Source organism: Streptomyces sp. NPDC014676, from assembly GCF_043084105.1.
GTDB lineage: Bacteria > Actinomycetota > Actinomycetes > Streptomycetales > Streptomycetaceae > Streptomyces.
The window spans coordinates 195,558-215,353 of sequence record NZ_JBIBZI010000013.1; the positions used below are offsets into that span (position 1 = coordinate 195,558).

A 19,796-nucleotide genomic window follows, 5' to 3' on the forward strand; every position below is an offset into this window, starting at 1 on the left:
GCTCCGACCCACCGACAGGGAAACCAACGAGGGGAAACAGCATGCGCAAGTCCATCGTCACCGCAGCGGTCCTCGGGCTCGCCGCCCTGGGCCTCGCCGCACCCGCCTCCGCCGCGCAGGCGGCCGAGAACGCCGTCGCCGGCCCCGGCTGCGACAGCAAGTGGGGGCCGCGCAACGGCAACGTGTACGCCTGGGACGGCTTCGACTGCCAGGGCACCCAGCTGGTGGCCACGCCCGGCAACAGCAGCGACTGGGGCTCCGCCAACGACAGGGCCTCGTCGGTCATGAACCGCGGGTTCACCGGGAGCCTGTCGATCGTCGCGTTCTACTTCCTGGCGAACTACGAGGGAGGCCACGCCTGCCTCCAGCCGGGCGAGCTGTACGCCGACAACCTCTCCGACAACTTCTTCAACACCGGTCCGACGGTGAACGACAACATCAGGTCGCACCGGTGGGTGAACGGCGGCTGCGCGGTCAACCTGACCTGACCCGCCCGGCAGCCCGCCTGCCTGCCTGCCCGCCCGGTAACGAACGCCCGGAACCGCCCCACGGTTCCGGGCGTTCGTGGTTTCGCCACATCGGGTGAAAGGCTTGGCCGCCCTCACCATCCCGGCATTAGCCTGGGCTTCCACCGTCTCACGGCCGCATCGCATGGGGGACTCCGTGGGAGATCCGCAGCACGGGCATGAAGCAGACCACGGGAACGGGCGGGACCGGAACGCGCTGACCACGCACTCCTTCCCCGCACAATTGAGACGACTCAGACAGGCACGCGGCCTGTCGCTGACCGACCTGGCACGGCAGACGCATTACAGCAAGGGCTACCTCAGCAAGATCGAGACCGGCGCGAAACGGGCGACCGCCGACGTCGCCCGTATCTGTGACCGAGTGCTCGGCGCCGAGGGGGAGTTGCTCAGGCTCGTACAGGAGGGACCGCCCGGCGGCAGCGGGAGCGGCGCCGAGGCCACCGCTTCCGAGCGGCAGTCCGACGGGGCGTGTCCGTACCGCGGCCTGTCGGCGTTCACCCCGCAGGACGCGGACTGGTTCTTCGGCCGGGAGCGCGCGACGGCCGCACTGGTGGAACGGACCTTCGAACGGGTGGGAAGCGGCCCGCTGATGCTCGTCGCCCCCTCGGGGGCGGGCAAGTCGTCCCTGCTCAACGCCGGACTGGTGCCCGCCCTGCGGCGCGGCGACTTCCCCATGCCGGGCGCCGACCGGTGGCCGGTGGTGACGTTCACCCCCACCTCACGGCCCCTGGACGAACTCCTGGAACGCACCGCGAAAGCGGTGGGCGGGGACCTCGCCGTCACCGTCGAGGAGGCGCGCGAGAATCCCGACGCGGTACCGGCCGCCGTACGCGCGATGGTGGACGATCCGCCGGCGCCGCCCGGGGAACGCCGGCCCCCGCCCTGCCGGCCGGTGCTGATCGTCGACCAGTTCGAGGAACTCTTCACCCTCTGCGCGGACGAGGACGAGCGGCGCTCCTTCGTCCGGGTGCTCTGCGCTCTGGCGGCGCCCCGGCCGGAGGAGAGCGGACACGGCCCCGCCGTCGTGGTGCTCGGCGTCCGGGCCGACTTCACCGGCCACTGCCTGGACCTTCCCGAACTGGCCCCGGTCCTCACCGACGGGCTGTTCGTACTGCCGCCCATGTCCGTGGTGGAGCTGCGGGAATCCATCACCCGCCCGGCGCAGCTCGCCGGACTGACCCTCCAACCGGGGCTGGTCCCCCTGCTCCTGCGCGACGCGGGGCTGCGCGACGAGCAGGGCGGCCCACCGAGGGGCCCCGGGACGGACGCCGGTCCCGGGGCCGACGTGACCCCCTCCGGCGTGCTCCCCCTCGTCTCCCACGCCCTGCTGGCCACCTGGCAGCGGCGCGAGGGGTCCGTACTGACCGTCGCCGGATACGAGCGGGCCGGCGGGATCCGGGGCGCGATCGCGCGGACCGCCGAGAACGTCTTCGCCCGGCTGTACCCGGCCGAGCAGAGGACGATACGCCGCGTCCTGTCCCGCCTGGTGTACGTGGCGGACGGAGGCGGGGCGACCCGCCGCCGGACGAGCGGGGCCGCCCTGATGGAGCAGTTCGCCGACGCGGACGGCGCGGCCGCCGCGCTCGACGCCTTCGTACGGGCCCGGCTCGTCACCATGGACAGCGACACGGTCGAGATCACCCATGAGGCCCTGCTGCACGCCTGGCCACGGCTGCGGGACTGGATCCACGCCGACCGCGCCGGACTGCTCCTCCACCAGCAACTCGCGCACGCCGCCGCCGAATGGGAGCGCGAAGGCCGGGACCCGTCCGCGCTGTACCGCGGCACCCGGCTGAGCACCGTGCGTTCCTGGGCCGACGAACTGGACGGCCGGCGCAGGCTCAGCCCCGGCGAGGAGGCGTTCCTCCGGGCCAGCCTGGCCGAGCAGGAGGGCCACGAGAGGCAGGCCAGACGCCAGGTCCGGCTCCGGCAGTCGATGCTCGCCACGCTCGTCGTCCTGCTGGGGCTCGCCCTGACCGCCGGAGGCCTCGCCTACCAGCAGCGTGAGAGCGCCCTCGGCCAGGAACGCGTCGCGCGTTCCCAGGCACTCGCCGTGCGGTCCGCGTCACTCGCCGGAGGCCGGCCGGAGGCGTCGATGCTGCTGGCCGGGGAGGCCTACCGGGCCCACACCACCGCCGAGGCGCGCGGCGCGCTGCTGAGCACGCAGTCCCAGCCCTTCCTGGGCCGGTTGGGCGGTCACCGGGGGCCGGTCAACGCGGTGGTCTTCGCACCGGACGACCGGTCCCTGGCGACGGCCAGCTCCGACGGGACGGTGACCCTGCGACGGGTGGCGGACCACCGTACGACCGCCACGTTCGCCGTGTCCGGGCCTGTCCGCTCGATCGCCTTCAGCCCCGACGGCCGTACCCTCGCGGCGACGTCGACGCGCGGGCCCGTGAGCCTCTGGGACATCGCCGGGCGCCGCAGGAAGGCCGTGCTCGCCGACAGCACGAAGGGCGCCCGGGCACTGTCCTTCGACCCCCGCGGGCACCGGCTCGCCGTCGCGACCGCGCGGGGGCCGATCCAGTTGTGGGACACCGCGCGCACACCCCGCGCCACCGCCTCCCTCAGCGGGCACGAGGGAACGGTCAACGCCCTGGCCCACGCCCGCGACGGCCGGACCCTGGTCTCCGCCGGAGCCGACCGGACCGTGCGGCTGTGGGACACCGACCGGGCCCGGCCCCTCACCGTGCTCAGGGGGCACACCGACGAAGTGCTGGGCGTGGCGTTCTCCCCGGACGGCCGGGAGGTGGCCTCCGGGGGCGTCGACCGGACCGTACGGCTGTGGGACGTGCGCGGCGGCCGGCCCGGCGCGACGCTGTCCGGGAGCAACGACGACATCAACGCCGTCGCGTACACGCACGACGGCGCCACGGTCGTCGGCGCGGTCGGCGACGGGACGACCAGGCTGTGGGACGCCCGCGGCGGCCGCCAGACCGCCGTGCTCGCCGGCCACACCGACTACGTGATGGGGGCGGCCGCGACCTCCGACGGCACCCTGCTCGCCACGGCCGGTTTCGACCGGTCCGTGGTCCTGTGGAACCTCGACGGCCCGGTGCTGACGGCCCGTCCGTTCACGCAGGTCTGGCAGGCCCGGTACAGCCCCGACGGGCGGCTGCTGGCCACCGCCGACGCCGACCACACGGTACGGCTGTGGGAGGTGGACGGGCGCCGGCTCCTGGCGACGCTCCGGGGACACACCGAGGCCGTCTTCTCGGTGTCCTTCGCGCCCGACGGGCGGACCCTGGCGTCGGCGGGCTCCGACGGCACGGTCCGGCTGTGGGACGTGGCCGCACGGGAACCGCTGGCGACCCTGGCCGGCCACACCGGGCAGGTCCTCTCCCTCGCCTTCGCCCCCGACGGCCGGAGCCTCGCCTCGGCCGGCGCCGACCGCACGGTGCGCCTGTGGGACGTGACGGAGCGCGCACCGCTGGCGACGCTGACCGGCCACCGGGACTTCGTCAACGCCGTCGCCTTCAGCCCCGACGGCCGGGTCCTGGCCAGCGCCGCCGACGACCTGACCGTACGGCTCTGGGACGTCTCCTCGCACCGTCCGCTCGGCACGCTGGAGGGCCACACCGGCGCGGTGCGCGGCGTGACCTTCACCCCTGACGGGCGGACCCTGGCCAGCAGCGGCAACGACGGCACCGTACGGCTGTGGAACGTCCGCGAACGCCGCTCGGAGGCCGTCCTGACCGGTCACATCGGCTCCACCCGGGGCATCGCCTTCGCCCCTGACGGCCGCACGCTCGCCAGCAGCGGCAACGACCGTACGGTGCGCCTGTGGGACGTCGCCGGACGGCGCCCGTGGGCGACGCTGACGGGCCACACCGACGCGGTGTGGAGCGTGACCTTCGCCCCCGACGGGGGCACGGTGGCCAGCGCCGGCACGGACGGCACCGTACGGCTGTGGGACCTCGATCCCGGGGCCCGGCTGGCGCGGATCTGCCGGCTGGGCGCGGGCATCGACGCGGACGCCCGCGCGAAGCTCCTGCCCGGTGTCCGCCTCACCGACGACAAGGCGGCCTGCGACGGGCGGGGGTGACGGTGACTCACCTGCCCGCAGGGGGTTTCCCGGGTGTTTCCCGTTGCCCGTCGGAGGGAGGCGACCCCCGGTTCCTCGACAAGCACGAGGCGCGGTCAGCAAGCTCCTGTACGACCACTTCATCCGACGACCACGGGAAACGGGGGTCCTGGCATGCTCCGCCGGACCGGTCTCATCCGCACACTGATCGCTTTACTGGCCTTCCTCTTCTGGGCGCCGGTGTCCGCCGCCGCGAACACCCAGGCACCCGCGCAGCGTACGGCCGCCGACGCGTGCGGCGTCCTCGCACCCGGAGCCTCCGCGGCGGCCGAACGCGCGATCGCCGCCGCCTGCGCCGAGGTCGCGGCCGGTACCTGGTACACGTGGGGCGGCGGGCACGGCGCCCAACCCGGCCCCACGTACGGCCAGGTCGACCCGACCGACCCGGACAGCGAACACGACCCCGAACGGCTCGGCTTCGACTGCTCGGGCCTGGTCCGCCACGCGTACGCCGAGGCGGCGGGCTCCGACATCCTCGACGGCGTCGCCAGCCAGCAGTACTACACGCACCGCGCCGCCGCCCGCTTCACCGCCGCCCAGGGCCTGGCCCCGCTGGCCCCGGGCGACCTGCTCGCCTGGGGCACCTCGCAGGACCTGCACCACATCGCCATCTACCTGGGCGCGGGCAAGATGGTCGAGGCCAAGGAGTCCGGCACCAGGCTCATGGTCAGCGACGTCCGCCTGGGCGGCGACTACTTCGGCGCCGTCCGCGTCAACACCGGGCAGGTCACCGGTCACATCCACCAGACGTGGGGCACCGACGTGTGGACCAAGGCGGAACCCTCCCTCAGCGCCGCCCGCGTCTACGCCTTCCCCTACTCCACCACCATCCGCGTCCAGTGCCAGAAGCACGCCGAACGGGTCACCTCCGACGGCTACACCAACGACGTGTGGTCGTACCTGCCGGACTACAGGGCGTGGGTGACCAACATCTACGTCAAGGGGGCGGCCTGGCTCGACGGGGTGCCCGAGTGCGGGACGACGGTGCCGGCGACACGGTGACGGGCCGGCGCCGGGGTCCGTTCTGAAACGGATGGCTCCCGGAACACGGACTACATGAGTGCGACCGCTGCCTCGCGGGAGGCGGCGGTCGCACTCGTGTCGGGCCTCAGCGGAGCAGGAACGGGCTCGCGGTCCCGCTCCATGACACCGCGAGCGCCTCCCTCGCCCACGCCACCTCGCGGGTCTCCGGGCCCTCCTGCGGCCGGAACCCCTCGAAGAAGTCCTCGTAGGAGTACGAGGGGTGGAACTGCACGAGCTTCACCTGCTCCGGACCACCGCCCAGGAACTCGGCGAGCTTGAGGGCGAGGTAGGTCTTGCCGGTGCCGGGCGGCCCGTAGAACACGAGCTGCCGCTCGTCCCAGAGCAGATCGCGCACCTCCCGCAGACACTCGGTCCCGTGTACGAGCAGCTCGGCGGCCAGCTCGTCGGTGGGCTCGGGCAGTTCCAGCTCCCGCCGGGCGGCGAGCGCGGGGATCTCCACGCTCGGGTCACGCTCCGTCCCCCCTGCCTCCTCGGCCAGTTCCTGGTCGGTGGGACCGAGCCCTTCGACGTGGGCCCGGACGGCGGAGAGGTCGACGACGTCGTGCTGGACGGACAGCTTCTGCTGGAGCTCCTCGGGCAGGTCGTCGTAGGGGAAACCGGTCGGCTGCCACTCCACGGGCCGGCGCAGGTTGGACCGGCGGTCCTCGGACTCCGTCTGCCCGGCCTCGCCGGTGATCTCGCCGACGTACAGCCGGCCGCCGGAGATCGTGCACACGGTGTCGCCGGGCTTCATGCGTGACAGGAAGGCGTGGAGGTCCTCGACGAGCTGCTGCCGCTGGCTGTACGTGGCGGTCGACTCGTAGTCCTCCTGGACCAGGGTGCGCAGCTCGTCCTTGCTGACGCCCTGCCGAACGCCCTGCCGCAGCCGGGAGGCGGCGAGGGTGACGCGCCCCACGGGCGGCCACAGACGCTGGACCAGGTCCAAGCCGGTGACGTCGGAGCCGCGCACGAGCCACGTTCGGCTGGGTCCCGCCCACACTCCGGACATGAAGTCGGACAGGGGCCTGTCGTCCTCGGTCCGCCACTCCTCCCACCCGTTGCGCGGCGCCCCGACCAGCACGACGGCGGCGAAGGAGGGGGAGCCGAACACCACGTCCTCGGTCAGCTCCAGCCAGCCCGGCCAGCGTACCGACGGCACCAGCACGCCTTGCGCCCGGAGATCCTCGTGGCGTTTGGTCGGCGCCTTGAAATGCTTGCCCAGCGAGGGCATCACATGGTCCCGCGCCGGAGAACCGGCCCGAACGAGGAACTTCCGGCTGCCGTTGGTGCCCGTCTCGTCCAGGAGTACTCCGTGGCCTGGTCGATGCCGTCACCGCTGGGCAGCCGGAGCCGGAACTCCGGATATTCGTCGGCCATGGGACCCTCTCACACCTGCTGGTCGATCCGTCTGCAGCGTACTGGCGGACACCGACAATCCTGTGGTGACGCCGGCACCGGTGGGCCGGTCTCCGATGACGAGAGGGCCGGCCCACGACTGACTCGCTGAACACCTCCCGGTGGTCAGCGGTCTGTCACGTCAACGTGTTGGACAAATGGGGCCCGATGTACCCGATGTAGATGCCGTACTCGGCACAGGCTCCGTCGAAGTAGTGCAGCCGCGGCGCGATCGTGTTGCCGCCGCCGACGCGTACATGCGCGCCCATGAACACCCTCCGTGCCGGATCGACGTGCTCCGGCACGGGGAACGTACGCTGCCGACGCCAGCTCGAGTTGCCCTTCACCGTCTTGGACTCGTCCCGCACGATCTTCCGGGGTGAGATCGTGCGGACTCCGCCCGGGGCGTCGGCACACCACTGCTTGAAGTCCCGGCCGACCTGTCCGGCGGTTGCCGCCCGGGCGAAGTCTCCGAGCGCCAGCAGTGCGTCCCAGGTCATGCGCACCCAGGACGAGCCGTACGCCTGCGCGTCGAGGTCGAGCGTCACCTTCCGGGAGCCGGTGAAATGCAGGCGGGGCAGGGAGTCGAGGCGGTGCAGGAGTTCCTTGAAGGAGTCCGGTTCGTTCTCCGGCGCGGTGAGCGGGGTGTACGCGGCCGCGGCGGCGCCCAGTTCCACCATCTGCTTGCGCAGCACCTGCAACTGCGTTCGGACGGAGTGCAGTTCCCGGTACTGCTCGTCGTACTCGGCTATCAGCAAGGTCTCGTTGTCCTCGGCCTTGCGCAGCTCGTACTTGAGGTCGCGGATCTCGTCGGCCCGTACCCGTTGTTCCCGCCCCGCCTCCTCCAGGATCTCGTGGAGGACCTCGTTCTCGACGCGCAACCGTTCCAGCTCGGGCGCGGCGGAGTCGCCCGGTGTACGGGTCCGCATGACCGGCACGGAGTCGAGCTCGGCGGGCAGGGGAGCACGGGCGGCCAGCCGCTGGGGCAGCTGGGCGATGATCCTGCGGGCCTGCGACGGGCGGTCGGTGATCAGCCTGCGGGACATCACCCGGTGCCGTTGCCCGTCGGCGGGCCAGGCCGGGTCGACTCCTGGGAGGTAGGTGCGCACACCGCCGCCGTAGACCCGGTGGTACTCCAGCGCGCGGTTGAAGCGGGCCTCCGCCTCGGGGGTGAGCACGTAGAGGATCGCCAGACCGGCCAAGGGCCGGACCAGCGGGTCCACGGTGTCCTCCAGCCAGGCGTCGAAGTCGGCTCCGTACGGCATGCTGGCCACGACGACCGGCAGGCGCCGTGTCTCGTCGCACAGTTCGTCTATGACGGCGTCGACGTCCTCCGCCTCGACCACCTGGGGTTCGGCCGTGACGTCGGCGAGGCCGTCGCGTGCGTCGAGGACCTCAAGGAGACCGCGCGCGAGCCGGGGCGTCTTGGCCGGTACGGGCACGGCCTCGGGGTCGTCCGGCAGGTGTTCCACGTCCAGCTGGACCCTGGTCGGGCCGTCGCCGGCCTGGCGGATCAGCAGTGTGGTCTGCCAGGTTCCGCCGGGCAGCGTCTCGCGCAGCCGCCAGCGGCCGTACGCCCCCGAGGCGCCGGTGGTGGAGTCGTGGTCGAGGGTGACGCCGCGGGCTATCTCGTTGCGGCCCTCGGTGAAGGCGTCGACGTCGTAGCCCTTCGGGGGTTCCCTGAGCCATCGGCGCAGCCGGTCGTCGACCTGCGCACCGGTCGTGACGTAGTCCAGTCCGCTGGTGACGACCATGCGGTATCGGCGGGTGTCCAAGGCGGGATCCTCATGTCCGGGGATGTGCGGGGTGCAGGGGGCGACTGCTCGGTCCTCCGCGGCGTCGAGTGCCGTCAGCAGGTCGGTGGCCTCCCGCAGGCGGGTGTGGATCTGCGCCGGGGCCGGAGGCGGTTCGCGCGGCGAGGGCCACACCTCAGCAGTGAGGTCCGCATCGTCGAGTCGGCGGTGGTCCGCGGCTGGTCGATCACGACTGCCTCTTTCCTGGGGTGCGGGATGAGGTGTGCCTGAGAGCGATGGACATCCTGTTTGCCCAAAGAGAATGACGCACGTTTGTGAGCATGGTCAACGAGTTGATGAAAATAGGGCAATTCGAAAACGTGTACACGTGGGGGGAGTGCTCGATGTGTCGATCGACGGTCGTAGCGCTTGTACGCGGCGTCCACAGGCGGTTGTGAGCGGGCGGAGACATCCTGGCCGGGGAGTTCGAGCGGTACGTGGGGCCGGCCTCCGACCGGCAGGGGGCGGCCGGGTATCCGGAGCCTCGATAAGGTGATCGGCATGTCGTCCTCGCACCTGCTGATCATCGGAGACCGGGCTGCTCTGAGCTGGGTGGTGACCGAGCAGCGGATGGCGTTCCCGGCCGGGCGGGCCAAGGCGGCGCGGACGCTGGAAGAGGGTGACGAGATCTTCCTCTACACGACGCGCGGCTGCTTCCGGAACCCGACCCGCGACCTGGGCCGTGTGATCGCCCGGGCCTCGGTCGCCACTCCCGTACGGGCCCTGGACGAGCCGGCCGTCTTCGGCGACCGCTCCTTCACGGAGGGCTGCCGCCTCGAGGTGTCCGGCCTGGCTCCCTTCCGCGACGGGATCGTCCTGCGCGACCTGGTGCCCCGGCTGTCGGTCTTCCCGGACCCGGCGACGTGGAGCGTGTGCATGCGGCGGGCATCGCTGACCCTGCCGCCGGGGGACGCGGACCTGATCCGCGGCGAACTGGAGCCGCTGCTGCGCCCGTACGGCGAGGCCGCCGACGCCTACCGCTGGGAACCGGCGTCGGCCTGAGCAGGTGTCCGGTTCCCCGGCAACCGGGGAACCGGTACTCCTCTACTGCACCGGACCTCGCAGCCTGATCGGCGTCCGGTCACGCGCTCCGTCCAGGACCGTGTGGTCGACGGCGGGCCGGGGCCGGGGCGTTGCCGCGGTGAGCTTGATGACGCCGCGGTCGCCCAACGCGGTCCGCCACTCGCCCGGCCGGGGCCGGCTGCCGCGCTCGCCGGCGGCCTGCGCGAAGAGCCTGCGCACTCCGTCGCCCTGCCGGTCGTCGAGGCAGCCGGGGACGAGTTCCAGGTCCTGGCCCGGTCTGGCGTACGGCTGCCGGGCGACGATGCGCCCCACCACCAGAGCCGTCTTGTAGGCGTCCGTGTCCACCGTCGCGTCGGTGGAGGGCGCGAGCGGGTCGTTCCAGTCCGGAGTGGCGGCCTGGGCCTGGACCGCCGCGCGTCCCACCCGGCGGAAGCCGTCGCAGTCCAGGAAGTGGACGGCGGGCTCGGGGGAGAGGGACCACAGGACGTTGGCCTGCGAGATGTCACCGATCACGAGCCCGGCGTCGTGGAACCGGCCGATGGCCTCGACGCAGGCCAGCACGAGGGCCCTGCGCTGCTCCGGGACCGGCTGCGCGACGTCCTGCCAGGCCGCCTTGGGCGGCCGGATCAGGTACTGCAGCTCAAGGAGCTTCGTCGCCCCCGTCGCGGTGCGCCACGTCATGGGGGCGGGGGCCCGCCTCATGAGGAAACCGAGCGTCCGGCCGCCCTCGACCACCCGGCACAGGGGCCAGGCGGCAAGGGCGTCCAGGCGGCTTTGATCCGCCCGGCCGAGGCACTGCCGCAGCCCGACCAGGTCGGCGAGGGCGGTGCCGTTCACCTTGGACGGGTCTTTGTACTCCTTGAAGAGGAGCGGGCCGCCCGTGACCGCGTACACGTCTCCCTGGCCGCCGCTGCCGATCCGTTCACCCAGGGCGAGCGACGACCGGGCGACGTCGGCCCCGTCCTCCGCGCTCACTCCGGCTTCTCCCATACGCAGATGACGGTCCGGTCGTCGTCGTAGGACTTGGCCCGCGTCTGCGCCTGCCACAGGAAGTCGGACAGCGAAGGCACCTCGGGCCCGCCCCACATGTGCGCGAGACGCTGGGCGAACTCGGGATCCCTCTGGGTGAGCGGGTTGGTGATGCCGTCGGTGCCCAGGAGGAGGACCTCGCCCGGGGCGGTGTGCAGCAGCTTGGCCTTGACGCCGTGATAGGCGTGCGGGAGAGCGTCGGTGCGGGTATCGAGCAGGTCACCGTCGTCGTTCGGATCCTCGTGTTCCCAGCGACCCTCGCGCAGGACGAGCAGGCCGCCGTCGCCCACACTGCACAGGACCCGCTCGCGGACACGGGGGTCTGTGGGGACGAGGAGGACGTGCAGGGTGGTGGCGTAGTCCTGGTCGGCGCGGAGAGGAGTTCCGTGGCGTGCTGCGGACCCCTCCCGCTGGGCACGCAGTCGGCTGACAGCTCCAGCGACCGCCTTGGTGGCGATGAAGCCCAGCTTCGTCTCGTTCCGGGCGCATAGCGCCGCGTACAGGCTCTCGGCCTCCTGATCGAGATGAACGGCGGCCAGGCGGGAGAGCTGGTACGAGCCCACATGCGAGTACGGTGCCGATCCCACACCGTCGGCGACGGCCAGCAGGAGCATCTCCGCCTCGGGCGGGCCGATGCGTGTCACCACCATCGCGTCCTGACGGCAATTTCCCTCCCAGTTGTGGGAGTCGCCGCGCACGGAGGCGGCACGCACCGTCAACTGCCCGATTTCTCCTCCGTCCAGCAGGACACGGGGGAGAAGGCCGCGAATTCATCCCCGTCCCGCAGGGAGGGACGCCGCAGAGGATGGGGCGGATAGCGGGGAGGACGATTGCCGACGTGCTCAGGAATTCCTCGCAGAACCCCTGTCTCGGACATCTGGATCGGCTCCGGTGGGCCCGGTACCCGGGACGACGGCTGCTCGGCGGATGCAGGGGCCGCCCACTCTCCGTAACGCATCGGGCCGCTCACAGCTTGTCCAGGGAAAGGCTGGTGAAACCGGGCACCTGCTCCTCGACCTGGAGGTCGAAGCCCTTCCCGCCCTGGGCGGCCATGCTGGTCGCCGAGCTGACGATGGACCGGGTGATACTCGCGGCGAACTCGCGCAGCGCGACGGCAGGGGAGACGGAGTGGTCCCGTTGAAGGAACGCCTTGAAGTTGGCCACCTCGGTGATGGTCGCGGCGTCGGCGTCGCTGATCCCGAACGCGATGATCTTCGGTGCGTAGCGGAACCCATTCAGGTCGTTGAGCGCGGTGCGCCAGCCCTCGTCCGTGGGGATGCCGTCGGAGAGGAAGAACACCACGGGCCGGTATACGTCGTGGCCTTCTGCCTTCAGCGCGGCGACGTCCTTCTCGATGGTGTCCTTCAGTAGCCGGAAGACCGCTCCGAACGAGGTTACGCCGCCCGCCGACAGGGACGGCAGATGCGTCAGCTCGCTCAGATCGGCGAGCGGCTGGAGCACGGAGGCCTGCGTGGAAAAGCCGATCAGCGCGAAGCGGGTCTTGTCCGCGACGCTCGGGTTGGTACTGACCTCGTGGTGCAGGTCGGGCAACGCCGAGTTGATGGCGTCCACGCCGTCACCGGCCATGGAGCCGGATTCGTCGCACACCATGTAGAAGGGAAGGATTTGCATGGATAAGCTCTCCTGAGCTCTTGGGACGGCGTTGGCCGTCACCGGGTGTAGAAGTAGATCTCCAGGTCGGCCGAGCCCGAGGGGCCGCCGTTCCAGAAGTCCCGCGTCGTCGCGTCGGCGAACATGTCCGGCCGCGCCTTCCGCAGGGCCTTGTTCACCTCCCGCGCATAGGCCTGGCCGTCACTGGGCTCCGATGCCTGGCCGAAGGTCAGGACGAAGGCGGCTTCGCGCCCTTCGTAGCGAGTGGTGGCGGAACGGAGCTGTTTCACCATCCGCGTGGTGTCGCCGACCGCCGCGGTCAGCCGGACCTTCACCGGCTTGCGCGCCACGGACCGCGGTCCCGTCGGTGTGGGGCTCGGTGCGGGTGACGGCTTGACCGCGGCCGACTTCGAGGGCTTGGCGTCGGCCTGTGCGGCGAGCGGGTCACCGCGGTCCCCCATGGACACCAGGGCGAGTACGAGCAGCATGTCGGCGAAGAGCCATCCGGCCAGGTGAAGTGGCGTGAACCGGAAGCGCCTCTTCAACGGGCTCACTGGTCCGGTCCGATCCCGGCCCGCAGCTTCTCGGCCTGTCGCAGCTCGCTCTCCGCGCGTCGCTGGGCCGCCTCGGCACCCAGGCGTGCGGTCTCCGCCTCACCGCGTGCCGTTTCCGCTTCGCCCCGTGCGGCCTCCGCCTCGTTCCGCGCCGTCTCCGCCCGGCCCCGTGCGGCCTCTGCTTCGCCTCGCGCAGCCTCCGCCTCGACCCGTGCCGCCTCCGTCTCACGGAGCGCCCGCTCCAGGACGTCGGTGACCGCGACGAAGCGGTCCGTCGCCTCCTGGACGGCGCGGCTGCGCGCCTCGATGCCGAGCAGGGCCTCCCGCGAGGCTTCGGCGGCCTCGCCGGTCCGTCCGGCCACCGCGCCGAGGTCGTCGAGCAGGCGGCCGTTGACGTCCGCCACGACCTCGATGCCGGTGGTGAACCCGCGCTGGGAGGCGGCCAGCACGGTCAGGGAGTCCTCGACCTGCCGGGCCGCGTCCGACAGCGCGCCGCGCACGCGGTCGCCGTTGTCGCCGACCGCCGTCTCCAGCCGGTCCGCCGCGCGGGACAGGACGTCGCGCATGTCGTCGCCGGCCGTTCTCAGGTCCTCCAGCGCCTTGTCCAGGACACCGGTCTGCCCGCTGACGGCGTCGGCCAGGCGGCGGCCCGCCTGCGTCAGCGGGTCGTCCAGGCCCTGGACGGCGGCCTGGATGGCCGTGCCGCTGTCCCGGACGCTCTCCTCGATCCGCAGCACCACCTCCTCGATGGGCCGTACGTACGCCTCCGCCCGGGCGAGGCGCTGTTCCGCCTTGTCCGAGGCCTCGCCCACCAGCTCGGCGGCCCGGGTGAGCGCCTCCTGCGTGGTGATGGCCTTGGAGTGCATCCGCTTCAACCGGCCGGCCGCCGAGTTGAGCTCCGCCGCGAAACGCTGCGGCGAGGCGAACCGGTGCTCGTTGAGCGAGAGCTGCGCCCGCGTGAGGACGGGGACCAGGCGGGCCAGAGCCGCGCGGGCACGCTCCCGCACCTCCTCCTCGCGACGTTCGGCGCGTGTGCGCCGGTAGCCGTGCACGGCCGTGAGGACGAACAGCATCACCAGGGCCAGGCACCCGAACACGGCGACGTGGCCGAAGCGGTACGCCTCGCTCAGGTGTCCGTCGAACCCGGACTGCCACAGCTGCAGGAACGGCCGGCCGGCGGCCTTGGGGTCGTCCCCGGTGAGCGCCCCGTAGGCGCTTGACGCCTGCCACAGACCGAACCACGTGAAGAGCAGCGGCAGGAACACCAGGGCTCCCAGAACCCAGTCCAGCACGGAGTCGAACCGTTCGCCCCGACCGGTGTCCGCCGGTTCGGCGACACTCTCGGGCCGGGCGAAGTGGGCCATCAGGTCGAGGTCGGCCCAGGCGTCGAGGGCGTCCGCGTCGGTGGAGTCGAGCGCGTGCGCCAGCACGCGCAGTTCTTCGGCGCGCGGGGCGAGCGCGGGATCCTGCGCGGCGTCCTCGAGGTGACGCGCGGTCACCCCTTTGTCGATGTGTGTCCCGGTGAACATTTCCCACCCTTGCCCGGTGATGCCGGGACTTCGTACAGATCCGAGAGTGACGGAGGAGGGGGCGATGGCATGCCACGCACATCCCTGTCACGCAGAGGAAGTGAAGAGGAATCTTCACTTCCTCTTCACTGATTGGGCAACAATGGACGACGATCACATGGTGTCCACGGCGTGGTGCAACGCCGTTGTGCAGGTCTTTGAGGTATAGGGGCGTTCATCGAGCGGCGACGGCAGACGGCGGACGGTCATCGACCTCACCAGGGGCGCGGACGCCGGTACGGAAGCGCGGGCGCGGTGGGGAGCGCCGACGCCTCCCGTGGACCTCACCGAGTGAGCGCCCCGCGCCGAGATCGCGGGCCGGGGCGTCATCCAGCTGAACCTCAACTGGTCGGTGACGGCCGAGGCCGACCTCGACCTCGGCTGTCTGGTGCTCACCCGTGACGGAGCGGGAGCGGCGGTGCAACCGCTCGGCGCGCAGTTCGGCGACCTCGACGCCTGGCCCCACGTCAGCCTCGACCAGGACGACCGGACCGGTGAGACCTCGGACGGCGAGACCCTCCGCATCAGCCTCGAGCACCGGCACCGGTTCGCCAAGCTGCTCGCCTACGTGTACCTCTACGAAGGCGCGGCCGACTTCCGCCGCCTCGGAGGCGTCGTCACCGTCAGCGCGCCGAACGGCACCTGGCGCATCCACCTGGACGATTCCCCGGCCGGAGCCACTGCGTGCGCCATCGCGCTGTTCACCCCGGGGCAGGGCGCCGCCACCCTCGACCTGCGGCGCGAGGTCCGCTGGTTCACCGCCGAGCCGCTCCTGTCGAACCAGGAACTCATCGACCGTGCCTACGGATTCGGCTTCGACTGGGTGCCGGGCACCAAGCCGCCCCTGTAGGCGGGCACCGTCGGGAGCGGCTCGCGGCCTTGCCCTGTCGCCCGTCAGGAGTAGGACCAGCGCCACGCGTTCGAGCTGTAGCTGCAGGTGATCCGGGTGCCGCCCGCGGTCGTCGTCGTGGCCCCGTGGTCACTGTTCCGGCAGTACTGCCCCGCCTGGTAGCAGTTGCCCGCGTTGGAGGTGATGGAGCAGGTGCCGGAGCCGCTGCCACTGCTGTCGCCGGTGCTGCTGCTGGTGCCGGATCCGGCGGCGGCCCGGGCGGTCTTGGTGACGGTGACGGTGACGGTCGGGCCGGGTGTGGTGACCTTCTTGGTCTTGGTGACCGTGGGGGCGGGTTCCGGCTCGGCGGTGACGGTCGCCGTCGCCGTGGTCGTGGTCGTGACGGTCGGTACGGGCTTGGCGGCCAGGGCCTGGGCGGCGTCCACCTCGTCCTGCGCGGACTGGGTGCCGCCGATCGCCCCCAGGGCGAACAGGGCGGCGCCGACGGCCCACAGTCTCTTGCGCTTGCGCAACGGCCGTATGTCGGACGGACCTTGCGGGTGGTTCTGCGGAATCACGGTTTCTCCCGGGGACGGCGAGCGGAGGTGGGCGCACGGCAGCCGAGGCGCATGGGCGCGGCTGGATTGGTCATGCCATTGCGAACTGGAGCATGAGGCATGCGCGTTGATAATGTCAACAAGCTATTTTTTGCAGGGTGTGTACGATCGCCGATACGGACCGTCAAAAGTGAACAGCGGTCACGGGAAGCAGGGGGCCGAGGGCGCATGACTCGTCGGCGCGATCTAAGCGAAGGGACGTCGTCCGCCGGACGGTCATCCGCAGCGTCGGGAGGCACACTGTGCCGATGACCCCGTTCACCGGGGCCGGGCGACAGTTCGAGCGTGGTAAGGGGCCCGATGCCGTGCCAGTCGGCGGCGGTGATGGTCCGCAGCTGCACGGGCCCGCCGCGCCCCTCACCGCTCGCGACCCGCTCGTCCGGGAGTAACCCGCGCAGCGCGGCGCGTGCTTCCGACGCGAGCTCGGAGACGTCGAGACGAACCAGGAGAAGCTCCCGGATTGTGCTTCACCCCGACCACGCCTCACGGGCGAATCCGATCGACGCCCACTCCGGGCCGTCGCGGAAACTCGTTGATCCCGAGCCCGGTCAAGGCGTCCCGTCAGCCGCTCCGAAGCGGCTGCTCTTACCAGGGCTCCCCGGTGGACGGGTCGAGGCCCGCCTCCAGACGCCGTTTCTGCTCACGCCAGTTGACGAAGGAGGGCTCTCCCGGAAGGACGACGCTGATCGTCTCCTCCTGGAATTCTTCATCGGTGAGCAGTCTGCGCAGGAACTCCGCCATTCCGAAGGAGTGGACCTGGAAGTGGGGATTCGTCTGCCGCCCGCAAACGAGCACGGGCCACAGGTCGGGATCGTCGCCCGTGGTCAGCCAACCATAGATGTCTGCGCCACTGGTGACGCCCCAGGCCAGGATGGAGTCCGGGTCCACGTCGAGGGCCGCTCTGCCGCCGTACATCTCCCAGGTGCCGCGGGCGTTCGCCGTCTCGTCCTTCAGCCCGGACCCGTCCGAGTAGGCGTCGGTCCGCGGGACCGGCAGCAGTATGCCGATCGCCCCGCTGAGCTCCCCTGCTCCGTACACCTCCATGAAGGCGACATAGTCGGCAGGAAACCGGGTCCCCCAGATCTCTTCGAGCGCACTCCAGTCGATCTGCTCGTCCACGCCGTGCTCCGCCGACACGACCTGCGCGAGCGCCGCTGTCCCGGGGGTCCCGCCCACTTCCACTCCTTCACGTACAACTTCGAAAAGCCACAACCTACGCGATCACGCTCCCCGCAGAAAGGGAAAGGCCGACGCCGGCACGTACTCCTTTCGCCGCCAGTCCGCTTTCGCGTCAGCGGTCCAGTTCGGCCTCGGTGGCCTCGCCGTACTCCTCTTCCCACCAGGCGACCGCCTCTCCGAGGCGGTCCTGCTCCCGCCGGCGCTCTATGGCGTGAGTGACGTAGCGGCTGAACCCGCCGGGGCCCACCTCCGCCCGGATGGCCTCGGCGAGCTCCTCGGGAAGCGTGACGGTGTACTTCTTGGTTGCCATACCGTTCTCATCGCTGATGGGAGACCTGAGCGACGGCGGCCTCACCCCATCGAGCGTGTCAGCGTTCAGCACGCGCACTCGGCCCGGACGGTCTTGCCGCCCGGCGGATACGGTCCCGTGCCCCAGCGGTCGGCCAGGGCGGTGACGATGAGCAGGCCCCGGCCCGACTCGTCGTCCGACGGCGTGACGACGTCCGCCACCGGGGAGGGGAGCCGGTCCCCGCGGGCTTCGGAGACCGCGATGCGCAGAACGCCGGCGGTCGGGTCGTGGGAGAGGGTGAGACGGAAGTCGCGGCCCTGGACACGGCCGTGCAGCGCCGCGTCGGCGGCCGGCTCCGCGACGATCTGTTCCGCCCGGTCGGTGACGCCGGGTGACACCTGCCAGGTCCGCAGCTGCTCGTAGGTGAGCAGCCGGGTGAGGCGGGCACCGCGCCGGGTGGACGAGAACTGCTGCGTGAACGTCCGCGCGGCGGCGGGAAGCTGGGGCGTGGTTGTGCTCATGGGGCCACCGTGGCGGGCGCGCGGGGACGCGTTCCAGAGGAGAGCCCCGTACGTCAAGTCACCGTACGGAAACGTACTGTACGGGCTCGAGGTGGTGCCACCGGCACGACCAGGGCCTGTCCGGCGGATCATGCCGCGGTCGTGGCGGTCCGGCACCTGATGACCCGCTCCCTGGTCCGAGGGGGGGCGACCTCGGCGCCCCTTGACTTCGAGAGCACTCCAGCAGGCAGGATCGCCGCCGAAGCCCCAGGCACCCCTTCGGAAGGCCTCAGCATGCGCTACCGCACGATCGGTCAGAATCCGGACAGCCGCCGCAAGGTGAGCGTCCTGAGCCTCGGCGCCATGCGGTTCGGCACCACCACCGACGAGGCGACCTCGTACGCGATCCTCGACCGGTACGTCGAAGCCGGCGGCACCTTCATCGACACCGCCAACAACTACGCGTTCTGGGTCAACGGCACTCAGGGCGGCGAGAGCGAGCAGCTCCTGGGACGCTGGCGGCGCAGCCGGGGCGTCGGCGACGAGATCACGATCGCCACCAAGCTCGGCGGCCGCCCCAACCACCCCACCTCGACCTTCACGAAGGACGTCGAGAGCCTCACCGCGAAGACGATCCGCGAGTCGGCCGAGCGCAGCCGCGAGAACCTCGGCACGGACAAGCTGGACCTGCTCTACGCGCACATCGAGGATCCCCGCGTCCCCCTCCAGGAGACGGTGGAGGGTTTCGCCGCCGTCGTCGCCGACGGCACGGTGGGCCTGCTGGGTGCGAGCAACCACCGTGTCTGGCGCCTGGAACGCGCCCGGACCCTGGCGGCAGCCGCGGGTCTGCCCGGCTACGAGGTTCTGCAGTACCACCACAGCTACCTCCGCCATCGCACCGACGAGCCCACACTCCGCTCTCCCGACGGCGACCTGGGGGTCGCCTCCGGCGACCACCTCAGCTATCTCCGCGAGGACCCGTCCCTCTCCCTGGTCGCTTACTCCCCGCTCCTGAACGGCAGTTACGGTCGTACGGACAAGCCTCTGGACCCCGGCTACCAGAACGCGGGAACGGCCACCCGCCTCGCCGCCCTGGCCGAGGTCGCGGCGGAGACGGGAGCCACGCAGAACCAGGTCGTCCTCGCCTGGCTGATCGGTGGCGAGATCCCGGTCATCCCCCTGGTGGGCGCGTCCTCGGTGGCTCAACTGGAGGAGAGCCTGGCGGCGGCGGACCTCGACCTCACACAGGACCAGCGGGCGAAACTGGACGCCGCACATTAGTACTCCAGCCGTAGATCGTGATCTTCATTGACCTGCCGCAGCGAAGTTTGAGCATTCTCATCGAAGGTCGGGCAGAGCCTTCAAGCTTTGGGCGATCGACTCTTCGGCGCCCACGAAGTGGGCTGCCTGGTATGCAGGTTCGTCGCGCCCCCGTGCCGCGAAACTCCGCCCTCATCATCTCGGAGGCTGACCTTGCTCCACCGCGAGGCGGACGCGGGGCGGGACAAGGCCAACCTCCGAGTTGATCCGCGTCGCCGTGCCTCACGGCAGGGTGGATGCATGACGACGACAAGGCACTCCCACCCGGACTCCGAAGCGACGGGCCCCGCACAGCACGGCGTGCCCGCCTGGGCAGAGCGCGTCGCACACGCTATCCCTCTGGTCGTACTGCCCGTCGGTATCTGGCGACTACCGATCGGCTTCGGGTACGGCATGGGCGGAGAGCCCATGCCCCCTGCCTGGTACAACGTCCCTTACGTCATCGGGCTGACGAT

General features: G+C 71.3%; 16 protein-coding genes and 2 pseudogenes. 7 read left to right on the forward strand and 11 right to left on the reverse strand.

What is annotated here, in order from left to right; genetic code table 11:
* Positions 1-41: 41 nt before the first annotated feature.
* The 3 genes from ACF1DX_RS30385 (at position 42) to ACF1DX_RS30395 (ending at position 5,613) form a co-directional block, all read left to right on the forward strand.
* Entirely contained in the window at positions 42-488 is a 447-nt protein-coding gene (locus ACF1DX_RS30385) for a peptidase inhibitor family I36 protein (RefSeq protein WP_391794332.1), read from the forward strand.
* Between the two features lie 175 nt (positions 489-663).
* Positions 664-4,572, forward strand: a complete 3,909-nt coding sequence (locus tag ACF1DX_RS30390; RefSeq protein ID WP_391794333.1) for a helix-turn-helix domain-containing protein — start codon at positions 664-666, stop codon at positions 4,570-4,572.
* Positions 4,573-4,725: 153 nt separating this feature from the next.
* Positions 4,726-5,613, forward strand: coding sequence for a C40 family peptidase (locus tag ACF1DX_RS30395; protein WP_391794334.1), 888 nt, complete (start codon positions 4,726-4,728; stop codon positions 5,611-5,613).
* 106 nt (positions 5,614-5,719) lie between these two features.
* Here ACF1DX_RS30395 and ACF1DX_RS30400 read toward each other — a convergent pair whose 3' ends face one another.
* Positions 5,720-6,865, reverse strand: a complete 1,146-nt coding sequence (locus tag ACF1DX_RS30400) for a DUF4357 domain-containing protein (protein ID WP_391794335.1) — start codon at positions 6,863-6,865, stop codon at positions 5,720-5,722.
* 301 nt (positions 6,866-7,166) lie between these two features.
* Positions 7,167-8,804: a hypothetical protein gene (locus ACF1DX_RS30405; protein WP_391794336.1), complete on the reverse strand. Its 1,638-nt coding sequence runs from the start codon at positions 8,802-8,804 to the stop codon at positions 7,167-7,169.
* Between the two features lie 519 nt (positions 8,805-9,323).
* On the opposite strand from ACF1DX_RS30405, the gene ACF1DX_RS30410 reads away from it, so the two are divergent.
* Positions 9,324-9,824 (forward strand): hypothetical protein, encoded by a 501-nt coding sequence (locus ACF1DX_RS30410; protein WP_391794337.1) that lies wholly within the window; start codon positions 9,324-9,326, stop codon positions 9,822-9,824.
* Between the two features lie 42 nt (positions 9,825-9,866).
* Here ACF1DX_RS30410 and ACF1DX_RS30415 read toward each other — a convergent pair whose 3' ends face one another.
* The 5 genes from ACF1DX_RS30415 to ACF1DX_RS30435 all read right to left on the reverse strand — a co-directional run bounded on the left by ACF1DX_RS30415 (position 9,867) and on the right by ACF1DX_RS30435 (position 14,568).
* The gene (locus tag ACF1DX_RS30415; protein ID WP_391794338.1) at positions 9,867-10,820 is read right to left on the reverse strand and encodes a hypothetical protein; all 954 of its coding nucleotides are present in this window, start codon (positions 10,818-10,820) and stop codon (positions 9,867-9,869) included.
* Complete coding sequence (locus ACF1DX_RS30420) at positions 10,817-11,587, reverse strand: protein phosphatase 2C domain-containing protein (RefSeq protein ID WP_391794354.1); 771 nt, start codon at positions 11,585-11,587, stop codon at positions 10,817-10,819. The genes ACF1DX_RS30415 and ACF1DX_RS30420 overlap by 4 nt, the downstream gene beginning before the upstream one ends.
* A 253-nt stretch (positions 11,588-11,840) precedes the next feature.
* A complete protein-coding gene (locus tag ACF1DX_RS30425) occupies positions 11,841-12,506 on the reverse strand; it encodes a VWA domain-containing protein (RefSeq protein ID WP_391794339.1) in 666 nt (221 codons plus the stop codon).
* 38 nt (positions 12,507-12,544) lie between these two features.
* The gene (locus ACF1DX_RS30430) at positions 12,545-12,973 is read right to left on the reverse strand and encodes a hypothetical protein (protein WP_391794340.1); all 429 of its coding nucleotides are present in this window, start codon (positions 12,971-12,973) and stop codon (positions 12,545-12,547) included.
* Between the two features lie 62 nt (positions 12,974-13,035).
* Entirely contained in the window at positions 13,036-14,568 is a 1,533-nt protein-coding gene (locus ACF1DX_RS30435; RefSeq protein ID WP_391794341.1) for a hypothetical protein, read from the reverse strand.
* Positions 14,569-14,959: 391 nt separating this feature from the next.
* Between ACF1DX_RS30435 and ACF1DX_RS30440 the strand changes: the two genes are divergently transcribed.
* On the forward strand, positions 14,960-15,457 hold the full coding sequence (locus ACF1DX_RS30440) for a tellurium resistance protein (RefSeq protein WP_391794342.1): 498 nt from the start codon (positions 14,960-14,962) through the stop codon (positions 15,455-15,457).
* A gap of 44 nt (positions 15,458-15,501) precedes the next feature.
* Here ACF1DX_RS30440 and ACF1DX_RS30445 read toward each other — a convergent pair whose 3' ends face one another.
* The 4 genes and pseudogenes from ACF1DX_RS30445 to ACF1DX_RS30460 form a co-directional block, all read right to left on the reverse strand.
* The gene (locus ACF1DX_RS30445; protein WP_391794355.1) at positions 15,502-15,978 is read right to left on the reverse strand and encodes a hypothetical protein; all 477 of its coding nucleotides are present in this window, start codon (positions 15,976-15,978) and stop codon (positions 15,502-15,504) included.
* A gap of 660 nt (positions 15,979-16,638) precedes the next feature.
* A complete protein-coding gene (locus tag ACF1DX_RS30450) occupies positions 16,639-17,229 on the reverse strand; it encodes an SMI1/KNR4 family protein (protein WP_391794343.1) in 591 nt (196 codons plus the stop codon).
* A 124-nt stretch (positions 17,230-17,353) separates the two neighbouring features.
* Positions 17,354-17,542: pseudogene (locus ACF1DX_RS30455) on the reverse strand (hypothetical protein); the annotation flags it as partial.
* 65 nt (positions 17,543-17,607) lie between these two features.
* Positions 17,608-18,042: an ATP-binding protein gene (locus ACF1DX_RS30460; protein WP_391794344.1), complete on the reverse strand. Its 435-nt coding sequence runs from the start codon at positions 18,040-18,042 to the stop codon at positions 17,608-17,610.
* Positions 18,043-18,315: 273 nt separating this feature from the next.
* Between ACF1DX_RS30460 and ACF1DX_RS30465 the strand changes: the two genes are divergently transcribed.
* Positions 18,316-19,302, forward strand: a complete 987-nt coding sequence (locus ACF1DX_RS30465; protein WP_391794345.1) for an aldo/keto reductase — start codon at positions 18,316-18,318, stop codon at positions 19,300-19,302.
* Between the two features lie 279 nt (positions 19,303-19,581).
* Positions 19,582-19,796 (forward strand): annotated as a pseudogene (locus tag ACF1DX_RS30470) (hypothetical protein); the annotation flags it as partial.